General features: G+C 61.8%; 12 protein-coding genes and 1 pseudogene. 3 read left to right on the top strand and 10 right to left on the bottom strand.

Annotation, left to right across the window (positions count from 1 at the left end):
• Positions 1-240: 240 nt before the first annotated feature.
• Positions 241-381 (bottom strand): annotated as a pseudogene (locus OQE62_RS19555) (transposase); the annotation flags it as partial.
• Between OQE62_RS19555 and OQE62_RS09095 the strand changes: the two are divergent.
• The gene (locus OQE62_RS09095) at positions 328-543 is read left to right on the top strand and encodes a hypothetical protein (RefSeq protein ID WP_265721709.1); all 216 of its coding nucleotides are present in this window, start codon (positions 328-330) and stop codon (positions 541-543) included. The pseudogene OQE62_RS19555 and the gene OQE62_RS09095 overlap by 54 nt on opposite strands.
• Here OQE62_RS09095 and OQE62_RS09100 read toward each other — a convergent pair.
• From OQE62_RS09100 to OQE62_RS09125, 6 genes are all read right to left on the bottom strand, one after another.
• Positions 540-845 carry a hypothetical protein gene (locus OQE62_RS09100; RefSeq protein WP_265721710.1) on the bottom strand — a complete coding sequence of 102 codons (306 nt, stop codon included), beginning with the start codon at positions 843-845 and terminating at the stop codon, positions 540-542. The genes OQE62_RS09095 and OQE62_RS09100 overlap by 4 nt on opposite strands.
• 735 nt (positions 846-1,580) lie before the next feature.
• Complete coding sequence (locus tag OQE62_RS09105) at positions 1,581-3,137, bottom strand: ATP-binding cassette domain-containing protein (protein WP_265721711.1); 1,557 nt, start codon at positions 3,135-3,137, stop codon at positions 1,581-1,583.
• Positions 3,138-3,372: 235 nt separating this feature from the next.
• On the bottom strand, positions 3,373-4,578 hold the full coding sequence (locus OQE62_RS09110; RefSeq protein WP_265721712.1) for a CaiB/BaiF CoA transferase family protein: 1,206 nt from the start codon (positions 4,576-4,578) through the stop codon (positions 3,373-3,375).
• 302 nt (positions 4,579-4,880) lie between these two features.
• Positions 4,881-6,026 (bottom strand): acyl-CoA dehydrogenase family protein, encoded by a 1,146-nt coding sequence (locus tag OQE62_RS09115; protein WP_265721713.1) that lies wholly within the window; start codon positions 6,024-6,026, stop codon positions 4,881-4,883.
• Positions 6,027-6,101: 75 nt separating this feature from the next.
• Positions 6,102-8,237, bottom strand: a complete 2,136-nt coding sequence (locus OQE62_RS09120; RefSeq protein ID WP_265721714.1) for a 3-hydroxyacyl-CoA dehydrogenase NAD-binding domain-containing protein — start codon at positions 8,235-8,237, stop codon at positions 6,102-6,104.
• Between the two features lie 15 nt (positions 8,238-8,252).
• On the bottom strand, positions 8,253-9,461 hold the full coding sequence (locus OQE62_RS09125) for an acetyl-CoA C-acetyltransferase (protein ID WP_265721715.1): 1,209 nt from the start codon (positions 9,459-9,461) through the stop codon (positions 8,253-8,255).
• Positions 9,462-9,755: 294 nt separating this feature from the next.
• Here OQE62_RS09125 and OQE62_RS09130 point away from each other — a divergent pair, with 294 nt between their 5' ends.
• Complete coding sequence (locus OQE62_RS09130) at positions 9,756-10,949, top strand: OmpA family protein (RefSeq protein ID WP_265721716.1); 1,194 nt, start codon at positions 9,756-9,758, stop codon at positions 10,947-10,949.
• A gap of 273 nt (positions 10,950-11,222) precedes the next feature.
• Here OQE62_RS09130 and OQE62_RS09135 read toward each other — a convergent pair whose 3' ends face one another.
• A complete protein-coding gene (locus tag OQE62_RS09135) occupies positions 11,223-12,272 on the bottom strand; it encodes an AraC family transcriptional regulator (protein ID WP_265721717.1) in 1,050 nt (349 codons plus the stop codon).
• A gap of 167 nt (positions 12,273-12,439) precedes the next feature.
• On the opposite strand from OQE62_RS09135, the gene OQE62_RS09140 reads away from it, so the two are divergent.
• Positions 12,440-12,754, top strand: coding sequence for a helix-turn-helix domain-containing protein (locus OQE62_RS09140; RefSeq protein WP_265721718.1), 315 nt, complete (start codon positions 12,440-12,442; stop codon positions 12,752-12,754).
• A gap of 87 nt (positions 12,755-12,841) precedes the next feature.
• On the opposite strand, the gene OQE62_RS09145 is transcribed toward OQE62_RS09140, so the two are convergent.
• Positions 12,842-13,216: a DUF4168 domain-containing protein gene (locus tag OQE62_RS09145; protein WP_265721719.1), complete on the bottom strand. Its 375-nt coding sequence runs from the start codon at positions 13,214-13,216 to the stop codon at positions 12,842-12,844.
• 294 nt (positions 13,217-13,510) lie between these two features.
• The gene (locus OQE62_RS09150; RefSeq protein WP_265721720.1) at positions 13,511-14,143 is read right to left on the bottom strand and encodes a transglycosylase SLT domain-containing protein; all 633 of its coding nucleotides are present in this window, start codon (positions 14,141-14,143) and stop codon (positions 13,511-13,513) included.
• Positions 14,144-14,149 lie beyond the last annotated feature (6 nt).

A 14,149-nucleotide genomic window follows, 5' to 3' on the forward strand; every position in this document is an offset into this window, starting at 1 on the left:
GCATGTCGATTTCACAGCCGGCCTGAACGCTTTCGGGGCTGCCGCTACGGTCCCGAAGCCTCCGCAAATCAGTCCGCCGTGGCAATCCGGTTCAGGTAGGGCTCGAGCTCCCGCTTGTGCGCCAGGGACTCCTCGTTCGAGAGGTCGTCGGTTTTGTAGAGGTGTAGTCGGGTTCGCGCTCGGTCTTGTTGTTTTCGGGGTTGTAGTAGGGCGTGGTCACGCGAATTTCCGGTGTATCCTTAGGATCTTTAGGTAAATCGCTGAATCGTATGTGGCTCTGCGACCCTGATCGTTGCTGTACTGGCCGCAGAAAGGGAAGAGATCGATATGGCCGTCGATCAGGCGGTGGAGTGTGAACTCGAAAGTACCGGGTTGGAGCTGTATTTTCTAAAGTTTGGCATCCCCCCTCCCTTTGATGACCAAATTCTACTGGTTTTTAAGAGTTTTCTACAACTTGAACGTTGCCATCTGGGGCAGCTGGAGCGTTTTTTAGCGCGAAGCGCGTTGTGGAAGTTATCCACCAGCATGGCCTTGTATGGTTAAATATTCATGTCAACCGCAGCTGCAAGCGACCAGCAAACAGCAACTCCTGACAAAATGAGTATTACTACTTTACTTGGGACTTGGATTCCAGCATACGGACCAATTTCCTTACCTTCGATACCAAACACAACCTTTCTTCTGCTGTCAGCAACTCCTTGGAGGATGTAGTAGAAAACAGGGCCCGTAGCAATATAGAACGAAAACCAAGCAATAGCCTTTGCTGCAGAAACACTTCTGCTAAAGAACGCGAATTTTATAAACATGGATAGCGGTGAAACTTGAGAGGCTAATTTTAAAAACATAATTTTCTCTACGCAGGCATATCACGATTTATATCGTGGTTGTTACGATTGATATCCTGCCGTCTGATATTTTCTGATTGATTTCATGGCAGAATGACCCAGAGGGCCCGTGCCGCTGAGCGCTTAGCCAATATTAGATGATCGTTCCAGTTGTCGAAAATAGTCGTCACGACTGATATCCCTGAATCCATAGATTCTTGGTAACCGCTTGATTTATAAATTTTCTCAGCGAATTGGCGCTCTGGTAAAGATCACAGTCGCCACGGCTGGAATGCCGGGCCGAACACAGTCATTCTCGCTGCAAGGTGTGGTGATATGCAGAGCGGTTGCGGTTTGTGAGTGTTCGTGTCGCCACATCACTTGCCTCTGTAACCTTGGAAAGATCAAAGCTCTACGGATTTCTTGCCAAGAGACTTCCCCTTGGGCCTACTCTCCTATGTCGCTTGTGTCTAAATTGCGGCAGCCACGTAGTGTGATGGACGTCACATTGTTCTTAATCGCTATTTATAACACGGGCAATTGTGTGGTGGGCAGTGCTGTGATGTCGGTGACGGAGTCTCGTAATAGATAGTGATTGAATATGTGAGCAATCACATACTTGGGGCGTTATTGTAGAGCCGGCTTAGTGTGCCGTTCCATATCGACCGCTCCAACCTGGTGGTGGCGGTGTTGCTGACGACGCATGTGGGCTCGGTGAGTGAGAGCGCGCATCGACGGTTCCGCGGCCAACGGCTACTACAACGCCAACTCCCCATTGATCCCAACCGCCTCCACAAACACCGGATCGTGGCACACCAGCAGGAAACTGCCGGGATAGTCCCGCAGCGCCGTTTCTAGCAGCCGACGGGAATCCAGGTCCAGGTGGTTATCTGGTTCGTCCAGCAGTAACAGGTCCGGGGCGCGACTGCCGCGGGTGGTGGCCAGCAGCGCCACTTTTAGGCGCTCGCCGCCGCTCAGGGTGTTGAGCGGGCGCAGGGCCAGGTCGCCGCGCAGGTTGAGGCTGCCGAGGGCGGTGCGCCAGTAGGTGCTGTCCCTGTCCGGGTGCAGCCGGCGCAGGTTGTCCAGCGCGGAACTGTCGCCGTCCAGCAGGCTGAATTCCTGGTTCAGGTACAGGCAGCTGCCGTGGCGGTGACAGTGGCCGGCGGCGGGTTGCAGTGCGCCGCTGATAACTTTCAGCAGTGTGGATTTGCCGCTGCCGTTGGCGCCAGTGAGTTGCCAGCGGGCGCCGCTGTGCAGGGTCAGTGAGATCGGCTGCTGCCGGCCGTAGGGCAGGCGCAGGTTTTCCAGATGCAGGCGCGGACCGCCGCGCAGGCCGCTGCGGGTTACCGATAGTTGCTGCATGCGTTGTTGCGTCAGTGCGCTTTTCTCCTCGCCCAGTTTTTGCTGCAACTGGTCGCTGCGTTGGGCAAACTGCTGTTTGACCCTGCCCAGGCTTTGGCCGGCGCGGTCTTTGCGGGCATCCAGCAGTAGTTTGCTCTGCGAGCCGCGCTGGCTCCTGCCGTGGCGCTGTCGCTGTGCGGCGCGCTGCAGGGCTTTCTGCCGCTGGCGTTCGCTCTGTTGTATTTCCTGGCGGGCATTTTCCACGCGCTGTTCGGCGCCGGCGATTTCCGCATCGCGCACGCGGCGGTAGAAGCTGTAGTTGCCGCCGTATTGTCGCAGGCCCTTCTCCCCCAGTTCGAACAGGTTGTGGGCGCATTCCAGGAGTTCGCGATCGTGGCTGGCCACCAGCGCGCCGGCCGGGTGCTGTTGCAATTGCTCCCGCAGCCAGGCGCGGCCCTGCCGGTCCAGGTGGTTGCTGGGTTCGTCCAGCAGCAGATAGCAATCTCGCTGCATAAAGGCGGCGGTCAGCGCCAGCCGGGTGCGCTGGCCGCCGCTCAGTGTCGAGACGGGTGACTCCAGCGGGCAATCCAGGCCGGCGGTATCCAGTTGCTGTTGCCAGAGTGCGGGCAGGTGCCAGTGGTCCGCCACGGCGGCCAGGTCGGCCTCGTCGCCGCGCCCCTGTTCGATACGCCGGAAACGGTCGAACAGGCCATCGGCATCCAGGCAGTCCACCACCCGCGGGCCGCGCAGGCGCGCCAGCTGATCCAGCCGGTAGTGGGGGCGGTGCCAGTCGATACCGCCGCTGTCCGGCGGCCAGTGCCCGGCCAGCAGTTTCAGCAGCACGGACTTGCCGCGCCCGTTGGGGGCCACCAGGCCGCTGATGCCCGCGGGCAGGTTGGCGCTGAGGTTGTCGAGAATCGGCTTGTCGTCCAGCGTCAGGGAAATCTGGCTGATGGTGCAGATGCTTGTCATAAGCCCCTCCGGGGTTCGGAGCGGGCGGCACGGAGGTCGGGATACGGATGGGGAGTTCGGAACTGCCTTGCGCCGCCTGCCACAGGAATTGCACAGCTCCGGTGCTGGAGCCAGTCGGTTTCCGGTGTGGTGCAGGCTTACTTCATCGGCGTAGGGGGTCCTGTGCGGGGTGGTGTGTTGAACGGTGGGGAGCTTAGCCGAAGGTGGCCGAGGTCGCAATGCGTCCTCTGCCTGACTATTCGTTCGGCCAGCAGGTGCCGCCGCGGCGCTGGAGTTCCTCGACCTCGGTATTCGAATAGCCCAGGTTGCGCAGTATTTTCCGGGAATTCCTGCCCAGCGCGGCACCGGGATCGGGCACATCGGGTTTGTGACCATCGAACTGCAGCGGCGAACTGATCTGGCGGATCGGTTCGCCGTCCGTTCCCCTGGCTTCGCACAACATCTGCCGCTCCCGCATCAGCGCACTCTCCGAGGCCTCGCTGAAGTTCAGCACAGGCTCCACGCATGCATCACAGTTGGCGAAGCGGCGGGTCCATTCGTCCAGCGTTTCTGTGGCAATGGCGTTGGCGATATCGCGCTTCAGGGATTGCTGTTCTTCCGCTTGCAGAACTCGCTGTACCCACTCCGGATGGCCGAGGGTCTCGAAAAACTGCTGCGCGAACTGCGGCTCCAGGCTGCCCACGGACAGGTAGCGGCCGTCGGCGGTGCGGTAGTAGTCGTAGTAGCTGCCACCGTTCAGCAGTTCGTCCTCCAGTTGAGGGTCGCCGGCGCCGGCCAGGGCGTTGGCGCCGCTGATGGCGTTCAGGGCGAAGGCGCAGTCGGTCATGCTGATATCGATATGGCTGCCCTCGCCGGTTTGTTGGCGCTGGTAAGCGGCGGCGAGGATGCCCATGGCGGCGTGATGGGAACCGCCGGCGATATCGGCGATCTGGGTGCCGCTGAGGTTGGGGCCACTGTCGGTGCGGCCGGAGTAGCTGGCGAGGCCGGCGAGCGCCAGGTAGTTGATATCGTGGCCGGCGCGGTCCTTGAACGGGCCCGTCTGGCCGTAGCCGGTGATGGAGCAGTAGATCAGGTCCGGGCGGGTTTGTTTCAGGGTTTTGTAATCGAGGCCGAGTTTGTCCATCACGCCGGGGCGGAACTGCTCCAGCACCACGTCGTATTCCGCCAGCAGGCGGCGGATGATTTCTCCGGCCTTGGGGTCTTTCAGGTTCAGGGCCAGGGATTGTTTGTTGCGGTTGATGGTGGCGTGGGCGGCGGAGACCGGGTTTTCGGTTCCCACCATTGGCGGCAGGCCGCGGAGCATGTCCGGGCGGGTGGGGGACTCTATACGCAGGATCTCGGCGCCCATGTCGGCCAGGAGCATGGTGGCGTAGGGGCCCGGGAGGAGGGTGGAGAAGTCGAGGATTTTTAGGTCTTTCAGGGGGCCGTTTTTATTATTCATAAGTTTTCTATGGTGAGTGATTCATAGAGTTTTGCGGTTCGCTATGCCGGCGGAGTAGATCCGGTACCGGTATCCGGTGTGGCGGCATCGTTCTCTGGATTCCGGCCTGCGCCGGAACGACGATAACAGCGGTAGGAGCCGGCCGGCGACTGATGGGGCGCCGGCAGTGCCCTCTCCCCCGGCCCCACTGACTCGCGCCATCCATGGCGCTCGCCCGCTTCGCGGGCGCCTTCGGCGTCCAAATTTGATCCCGTCAAATTTGTCCCGGTGGGAGAGGGGAGCTATGTTTTTGCTTTCCGGGGCTACTCCTTGAGTAGTTCCCGCGAAATAATCAGTTTCATGATTTCGTTGGTGCCGGCGTAGATGCGCTGGACTCTGGCGTCGGCCCAGGCGCGGGCGATGGGGTATTCCCACATGTAGCCGAAGCCGCCGTGGAGTTGCACGCATTCATCCAGCAGTTTGCACTGGAAATCGGTGGTCAGGTACTTGGCCTTGGCGGCGGTGCTGACGTCGAGTTCTTTATCGTAGTGCAGTTCCAGGCAGCGGTCGACGAAGACGCGCATGGTGGTCAGTTCGCTGTCCAGTTCCGCCAGTTTGAACTGGGTATTCTGGAAGGCGGCGATGGGTCTGCCGAAGGCCTTGCGCTCGCGCACGTAGTCGATGGTCCAGCCCAGCGCGGCCTCGGCGTTGGCGATAGCGTTGACGGCCACGCTGAGGCGTTCCTGTGGCAGTTCCTGCATCAGGTAGACAAAGCCCTGGCCCTCGCCGCCGAGCAGGTTTTCCGCTGGCACCTCGACGTCGTCGAAGAACAGTTCCGAGGTGTCTTGGGCCTTCATGCCGATTTTTTCCAGGTTGGTGCCCTTCTTGAACCCGGCGCTGTCTGCTTCCACCAGTAGCAGGCTGACGCCGGAGGCGCCCTCTTCCGGATTGGTCTTGGCCACCACCACTACCAGGTCGGCGTGCTGGCCGTTGGTGATAAAGGTCTTGGAGCCGTTCAGAATGTAGTGGTCGCCCTTTTTGATCGCGGTGGTGCGCACGCCCTGCAGGTCCGAGCCGGCGCCGGGTTCGGTCATGGCGATGGCGGTGACGATTTCGCCGCTGATGCATTTGGGCAGGTATTTCTGTTTCTGCTCCTCGGTGCCGTAGTTGACGATATAGGGCACGGCGATATCCGAGTGCAGGCCCCAGCCGATGCCGGTGAGGCCGGCGCGGGCGATCTCCTCGTCGACAATCGCGTTGTAGCCAAAGTCCAGTTCCAGGCCGCCGTAGGCTTCCGGCACCTGCGGGCACAGGAAGCCCATTTCGCCGGCCTTGTTCCACAGGGCGCGGTCCACCTGGCCGTCCTTTTCCCACTGGGCGTGGTGGGGGGCGGCCTCGTTTTCGAGGAATTTGCGTACCGTATCGCGAAACTGTTCGTGCTCTTCGTTGTAGACGGTTCTCGGGATCATGGTTGTTCTCCGTTTTTTATTTCGATACTCGTCATGCCGGCACAGGCTCTTCGCCGGAATGACGAAAAATTACAGTTACTCATCGGTCAGTTGCTGTATCGACGCGGGTGGCGCGAAGCGCTCGCCGTAGGCATCTGCCAGTTGCTGCGCGCGGCGCTGGAATTCCGCCGGGCCATACTGGTTGATGTATTGCAGGGCGCCGCCGGTCCAGGACGGGAAGCCGATACCGAAAATGGAGCCGATATTGGCGTCGCGCACGTTGCGCAGAACACCTTCGTCATGGCAGCGCAGGGTCTCCACGGCCATGGCGAACAGCAGCCGCTCCTTGACGTCTTCCAGCGGCGGCTGGTTTTCGGCCAGCGGATACTCCTTCGCCAGCCCCTGCCACAGATGTTTCTTGCCTTTTTCGGGATAAGTATAGAAACCGCCGCCGGCGGCCTTGCCGGCGCGGCCCAGTTCCAGCATATGGTCCACTACCGGGTCCGCCGGGTGGGTGGTCGGTTTCCTGCCTTCGGCCTGAAGGTCTTCCACTGTCTGCTGGCGGATCTTGCCCATCAGTGTCAGTGAGACTTCGTCGCTGACCGCCAGCGGCCCCACCGGGAAGCCCGCCAGGGAGGCGGCGTTCTCAATGGTGGCCGGGTTTACGCCTTCGCCGAGCATGGCGATGCCCTCGTTGGTGTAGCAGCCGAATACCCGCGAGGTGAAAAAGCCGCGGCTGTCGTTGACGACGATTGGCGTCTTGCCGATCTGCAGCACAAAGGCGAAGGCGCGGGCCAGGGTTTCGTCGCCGGTCTGTTCGCCGCAGATGATTTCCACCAGCGGCATCTTGTCCGCGGGAGAGAAGAAATGCAGGCCGATAAAGTTCTGCGGCCGCTCGGCGGCGCGGGCCAGGCCGGTGATCGGCAGGGTGGAGGTGTTGGAGGCGAAGACCGCATTGTCGTCGAGCTGCGCCTCCGCCTCGCGGGTGACTTCCGCTTTCAGGTTGCGGTTTTCGAACACCGCCTCGATCACCAGCTCGCAGCCCTTCAGGTCGGCGGGATCGACGGTGGTCTGGATGCGGGACAGGACTGCCTGCATGCCCGCCTCGTCGATACGACCGCGCTCCAGGCGTTTTTCCAGTGCGCGCACGGCGTAGGCCTTGCCCTGTTCCGCGGCGTCGAGGGAAACGTCCTTCAGCACCACTTCCACACCCTTGCCGGCACAGGCATAGGCGATCCCGGCGCCCATCATGCCGGCGCCGAGAATGCCGACTTTTTCGATCGGTGCCGTTTCGATATGGCGGGCTTTTTCCGGTAATGAGGCGCCGGCCTTGATCGCGTTCAGTCCGAACCAGAAAGTGCCGATCATGTTTTTCGCCACCTGGCCGCAGGTCAGTTCGACAAAGTAGCGGGATTCGATCCGCGTGGCGGTATCGAAGTCCACCTGCGAGCCCTCGACCACCGTGGACAGTATCGCCTCCGGTGCCGGCATGCAGCCGTGGGTCTTTTTCGTCAGCATCGCCGGTGCCACCACCAGCAGTTGCGCGTTTTTCAGGCTTTTGGCATCGCCGCCGGGCATGCGGTAGTCGGGTTTGTCCCAGGGCTGCTGCATCGGCTCATTGCTGTTGTCGAGCACGAAGCCGCGGGCCTGTTCCAGCAACTCGTCCGCGTCGGCGGCAATCCGATGCACCAGTCCCGCGTCCAGGGCCCGCTGTGGATCCACCTGTTTTCCTTCCATCAGGTAGGGCAGCGAGTCCTGCATACCCAGCAGTCGCGGCATACGTACGCAGCCACCGCCGCCGGGCAACAGGCCCAGGGTGACTTCCGGCAGGCCGATCTTGACCTTGCGGCTGTCGATGGCGATCCGGTGGTGGCAGGCGAGCGCCAGTTCCCAGCCGCCGCCGAGGGCGGCGCCGTTGATCGCGGCCACCACCGGTTTGCCCTGGGTCTCCAGCCAGCGCAGGTCGGCTTTCAGCGCTTCGCAGTTTTCAAAAAAGGTCTGCGCCTCTTCGCGCTTCGCGGCGTAGAGGCCGTTCAGGTCGCCGCCGGCGAAAAAGGTGCTCTTGGCGGAGCGCAGGATAATGCCGGCGTAGTCGTCCTTCTGCAGTTGCTGCACCGCCTCGTGCAGGGAGTCGGTGAAGTCGCCGTCCATCACGTTGGCGGAGGCGTTGGGATTGTCCAGGATCAGGTGGACGATATTGTCGCTGTCTTTTTCCAGGCGAATGGATTTCATTGTTGCGCTCTCCCCTCAGACCCGTTCGATAATGGTTGCCACGCCCATGCCGCCGCCGACACAAAGTGTTACCAGCCCGTAGCGCTTCTGCTGTGCTTCCAGCTCGTCCAGCAGCGTGCCGATCAGCATGGCGCCGGTGGCGCCGAGCGGGTGGCCCATGGCGATGGCGCCGCCGTTGACGTTGATTTTCTGCGGGTCGATATCCAGTTCGCGCTGGAAACGCATGACTACTGCGGCAAAGGCTTCGTTGACTTCGAACAGGTCGATATCCTGTGCCGACAGGCCGGCGACTTTCAGCGCCTTTCTCGTCGCCGGTGCCGGGCCGGTGAGCATGATGGTCGGATCCGTGCCCACCACCGCGGCGGAGACGATGCGGGCGCGCGGCTCCAGGCCCAGGTTGCGGCCGGCCTGTTCGCTGCCCACCAGCAGCGCCGCGGCACCGTCGACGATACCGGAGGAGTTGCCGGCGGTGTGCACATGGTCGATGTGTTCCACCTGCGGATAGCGCTCCTTGACCACATCGTCGAAACCGAATTCTCCGGGCGCGGTGAAGGAGGGTTTCAACTGCCCGAGCCCTTCCATGGAGGTATCCGGGCGCACCAGCTGGTCGCGGTCCAGGATCAGCAGGCCGTTGCGGTCCCGCACCGGAACAACGGATCTGGAAAACGCTTGTCGCTGCCAGGCGGCGGTGGCTTTGCGCTGGGACTCGACGGCGAAGGCATCGACGTCGTCTCGGGAGAAACCGCCCAGGGTGGCGATCAGATCGGCGCCGATCCCCTGGGGAGCGAAATCGATATCCAGCGCGGTGCGCGGGTCCGCGGCCCAGGCGCCGCCGTCCGATCCCATGGGCACCCGCGACATGGATTCCACCCCGCCGGCCACCACCAGCTGTTCCCAGCCGGAACGCACCTTGGCCGCGGCCAGGTTGACCGATTCGGCACCGGAGGCGCAGAAGCGGTTCAGGGTGACGCCGCCCATATCCCAGTCCCAGCCGGCCACCAGTGAGGCCGTCTTGGCGATATCCGCGCCCTGGTCGCCGATGGGGGTGACGCAACCCATGACCACATCGTCTATCTGTCGCGTATCCAGGTCGGTGCGACGCTCTAGCTCGCGCAGCAGGTCGGCGAGCAGGGTGATGGGTTTCACCTCAAAGAGGGCGCCGCCGGGTTTGCCTTTGCCGCGGGGTGTGCGGATGGCGTCGTAGATATAGGCATCGCTGGCCATAGGGGAAGCCTCGCTGTTGCTGTCTTGTCATTATTATCGATTGTCGCTGCCGCAGTGGGCGCGGTATGGCTATAACCATAGTTCCGCCGAGCGGGTGCGCAATGATCAAAGGCATCAGCGGGGGTGACGCCGGGGAAGCTGGCGCCTGAGGACACAGGCTGCCGAAAAAATAAATGACCATAAAGACAGGGATGGATCGGGACCATCGGTTATTCGGAATCAAACTAATCCGATGGAACAGGTGCCATACACTCAGGAGAGGCGTTTAGTGGTTTTAAACGATGAGGTTTTACCATGGCGGATGATTTACTGGACATGGCCGTGCGCCAGCTGGGGTCTTCAGGCATAGGCGCACTGGGCAGTGCGCTCGGGCTGCCCGAAGGCAAGGGAGAATCCGCGGTAAACACCGGGCTATCCACCGTACTGGCCGGGATGCTGCACAAGGGCAACAGTAAGACCGGCATGGCCTCCCTGTTCAATATGGTAACGGGCAGCAGCGGGCTCGACTTTTCCAATATCGCCGATGTGTTCGAGGATCAGGAGCAGATGAGCAGCCTGCAGAAGAGCGGCGGCAATATGCTGGAGACCATCTTCGGTGACAAGTCGGGCGATGTGGGCAGTACGCTGTCCGGTTCGCTGGGGCTCAGTGGCGGCACCGGCGGCAGCCTGCTGAAAGTGGCCGCGCCGGTGGTGATGTCGCTGCTGGGCAAACTGGTAAAGAGCAAGGGGCTGGATATTTCCGGCCTGGGATCACTGCTCCTGGGGCAGAAATCCCATATTAAAGGCCATCTCCCCGACGGCCTGCTGAAGCAGCTCGGCGTTTCCGATTTCGGAAAGCTGGGCGAGGGCCTGGAAACCCACGGCCACGAAGAGCCACAAGAGGCGCGCCCGGAGGCGGTACAGCACAAGCGGGAAAAGAAACGCGGCAGTTTCGGTAAGTGGTTCTGGCCGCTGTTGATTGCGCTCGCCGCGCTCTACGCACTGAATATGTGCGCGAAGAAAGACGAGGTGGAGGACCAGCCCGGCCAAGTGATTCTCGAGGAAGAGACCACCATGACCGAGACGCCGGACGGCACCATGGGTGACACCGCCGACTTCTCCACCAGCTTTCGGGAATATATCGACAGCGCCTCGCGGGATCCGAACAGGGAATTCCCGCTGACGATCGAATTCGACAAAGGCAGCGCCGAGGTCACCGGTGCCTCAACGCCGGATGTGGAAGCGCTGGCGACAATCCTGCAGGAAAACGAGGGCCTGACTGTCGCTGTCGAGGGGCACACGTCCGGCGAGGGCGACGAGGCGCGCAACCAGCAGCTGTCCCAGGAGCGCGCCAATGTCGTGCGCCAGATGCTGGTGAACAAGGGGATCGACGGCAGCCGCATCACCGCAACCGGTATGGGGTCCGCCAAGCAGGTTGCGGATGACAGTACCGAGGAAGGCCGCGAGAAAAACCGCCGCATCAGTGTGCGGGTGGTGAATTTCGAATAAGCCTGTTACCGAAACAAAAAATCCCCGCAGCCGCGGGGATTTTTGCAGGGGCGCCCCTGTGCTTGACGGGCTGGCGCAAGTTGGGCTTCGCGGAGTTCGCTCCAGCCTAGTGTGCTGTGCGGGAAGTTCGCGAACAAAGGAGCACAGCCAAAGCGCTCAGATCAAGGCGAGAAAGCGCTGGACTAGCAGCGTTATTTCAAGCTTTCTCAACGCAGAGCTGGGCGCTTTGGCGCAGCGAACTGTTTGCGAACTTCCCGTACGGCACACTAGACACTAACCCCGATACTTCTCCCGATAGGCCCCCGGTGCCAGCCCCGTCCACTTCTTGAATGCGCGGTTGAACGCGCTGGGTTCGGAAAAGCCGAGGCGCTCGGCGATCTCCGCCACTGCGGTTTCCTGCTTCTTGAGCTGGTAGACCGCCATATCCCGGCGCACCGAGTCCTTGATGTCCTGCCAGCTGTTGCCCTCTTCCTTCAGGCGCCGGCGCAGTGTCTGCGGCGATATGTACAGCCGCTCGGCGACATCGTCCAGGGACAGGTTCTCGATGCCGTTCTGTTGCTGCAGCATGCGGCGGATGCGGCCGGTAAAGCTGTGGTCGGACTTGTACTGGGCCAGCAGGCACTCGGGAGCGCGGGCCAGGAATTCTGACAGTTGCTGTTCGTCGCGCACCAGCGGTAGCTGCAGGTAGCGGGTGCTGAAAACCAGGCAGGTTTCGCGCTGGTGGAAGTAGTGCCGGCAGGGGAACATATCGCTGTAGTCCTCGTTGTATGCCGACGGCGGAAAAGCGAGGTGTACCCGCTCGAGCAGGATGGTGCGGTCGATCAGCCAACTGAAAAAGCGCAGCCAGATCAGTGCCAGGGATTCCACGAACACCTGGTTCGGCAGTCCCTTTTCGTTGCTGTGGTGGAAGATCAGGCGGGCCTCTTCGCCGTCCTCCACCAGTTTGATGTGCAGGTCGTCGCTGACCATGGTCACGAAGCGGCCGGAGCGAAACAGCGCGCGGCGCAGGTTGGGACAGCTTATGCAGGCGTGGCCCATCATCGCGAAGGTGCCGGGCAGCCAGGGGCGGGCCAGGTAACCGCCGGACTCGTCGCCGAGAAGATCCCACTCGCGCCGCAGCAGGTCGGCGACCTGTTCGCGCGGAATGCGGTGGTCCGGTGCGTCCAGTTTTCGCGGGTCTATATCGCTGTCCAGCAGCAGCTGGTGGCAGTCGAGCCCCGCGGCCTCGGCCCCGGCCAGTTGCGCCCGGATGGCGGCGGCCAGGATGCCCGGTTCTATATCGCGGAATTTGGGAGCCTCGGTTTCCAGATTGTCGCTTTCCACTGTTGCAGCCCTCACTGTATCGAACCGGGATTATGCGCAAAGCGATGAGGAAAGTCAGGTTTGCCGGCTGGAAGGAATGGGTTTGCAGCGGATTCGGGGCCGACCGTTCAGTCGATCCGCGGTCGGGGCTGTGGTAAAACAGGGGCCCGCAACAACGGATGAGTACCATGTCCCCGCAACCGGAATCTGTCCTGAATCCCACCATCTGTCGCCGCATGCTGATCGCCTACCTGATCGAGCGGCTCGAGAAGCCCAACAACCCGGCGCTGGAGGAGGCCACCGGCTGGCCGCGGCGCACGGTGCAGGATCTCATCGCCAAGGGCCTGCCGGGCCACGGTACCCGGGTGGAGTTTGTGCAGGAGGGAGTGCGCAACAACGACGGCTATTACCAGCTGCAGGACTGGGGCTCCTTCGATCGGGACTGGATAGCGGCGCACCTGGCGGAAATCTGCCAGGTGCTGGGAGTGAAAGTGCCGGAATAAGGAGGCGGAAACTGCCCCGCGGGCGATGGCTTTGTCGCCGGGTGCCGCCGAAGCGAGCGGCTTCCCGGTCGGATAGGCGGTCCGGAGCTACTCCGAACCCGCTTTCTGCTGCAGTATCTTGTTGACCTTTTCCACCAGCGACGGATCGGATTTCAGGCCGGTGGCGATCTGTTGGTACTCGTCTTTTGTCAGCCCGGAGCCCTGGATCGCCTCGAGCATTTTGCCCTGGGCTTCCTTGTTCAGGGCCTCCGCTTCCTCGATGTCCGCGGCGGCTTTCAGTTTGGGGGCATATTCCTTGCTCAGGACCACGATCTGGCGGTAGGCATCGGCAAATTTTTCCAGCTGCGGCTGGCTGAAGGAGACCTGCTGTGCAGTAGCCGGTGCGGCGCCCTCCTGGGCCTGGGCCAGCGGCAGAGCCAGCAGAAGGGAGAGTGCGGTGAGAATGACTGCTGATATCTTCATTGTGCAACCTCGATGGTGTCGGAGGACGCTTTTGCTGCAGCGGGAGCGCCCAGCGTCATTTTGGGGCTCTGCGACGCCGGCTCAGGGAAGCGCGGAGGCGCAGCCAACCTGAAACCTTCGCCGGGCAAAAGTTCAGAGTTGTCCGCTCAGCGTAGTCAGTTTCTGTGCGCTGTTGCGCAAATAGCCGCCAGTTGAGCCGTTTTCTTCTGCGCCCTGAAGGTTTCCCGCGGGTTCCGGGCCGCCTCTCAGTGCTGGGGTTACGATTGCCTGTCGATGGCTCGAGCCAGAGCGGGGTCAGAAGATACCGAGAAACTTGTTGCGCCGTTTCAGTGTGCTTTCGCAGCCGTTCAACTGGCGCCGGTAGCTCTGTGCGCGGGCGGAGACCTTGTGTGACACCTTCTTCAGCCAGGCCTTGTTCCTGAAGGTGCGCCGGTTAAAGCCCCCCTGTCCCTCGTGGTAGGCGAGATAGAGGTGGTAGGTATCATTCGATTCGATGCTGCACTGGCGCGCGCTGGTGTGGTTGTACCAGCCGACGAAATCGATGGCGTCGCCGAAATCGTCGCGGTCGGCGCCGTAGTTGGAGGCGTCGCGCTGGTAACCGCGCCAGGTGCTGCCCAGTGCCTGGGAGTAGCCGTAGGCGTCCGATGGCCGCGGGCCGGGAAAGATCCACAGTATCTTGGTGCGCGGCGGGCGCGCGTCCTGCACGAAGCGGGATTCCTGGTGCAGTATGGCCATCATGGTGGGGATGGGGGATCCCCATTTCTCCTCGGCGTCCTTGGCCTCGCCGTACCAGTCGTCCTTCTCGCGGAAGATGGAGCAGATATCGTCCGGGTTTTTGGGCGGGCTGACGGCGCAACCGGCGCCCAGTGCGGCGAACAGCAGCGGCAGCAGGGTGGTAAAACGGCGTTTGTTGTTTTTCTCCGACATGGAAAC

This window comes from Microbulbifer halophilus, assembly GCF_026183675.1.
In the GTDB taxonomy this organism is placed as follows: Bacteria; Pseudomonadota; Gammaproteobacteria; order Pseudomonadales; family Cellvibrionaceae; genus Microbulbifer; species Microbulbifer halophilus.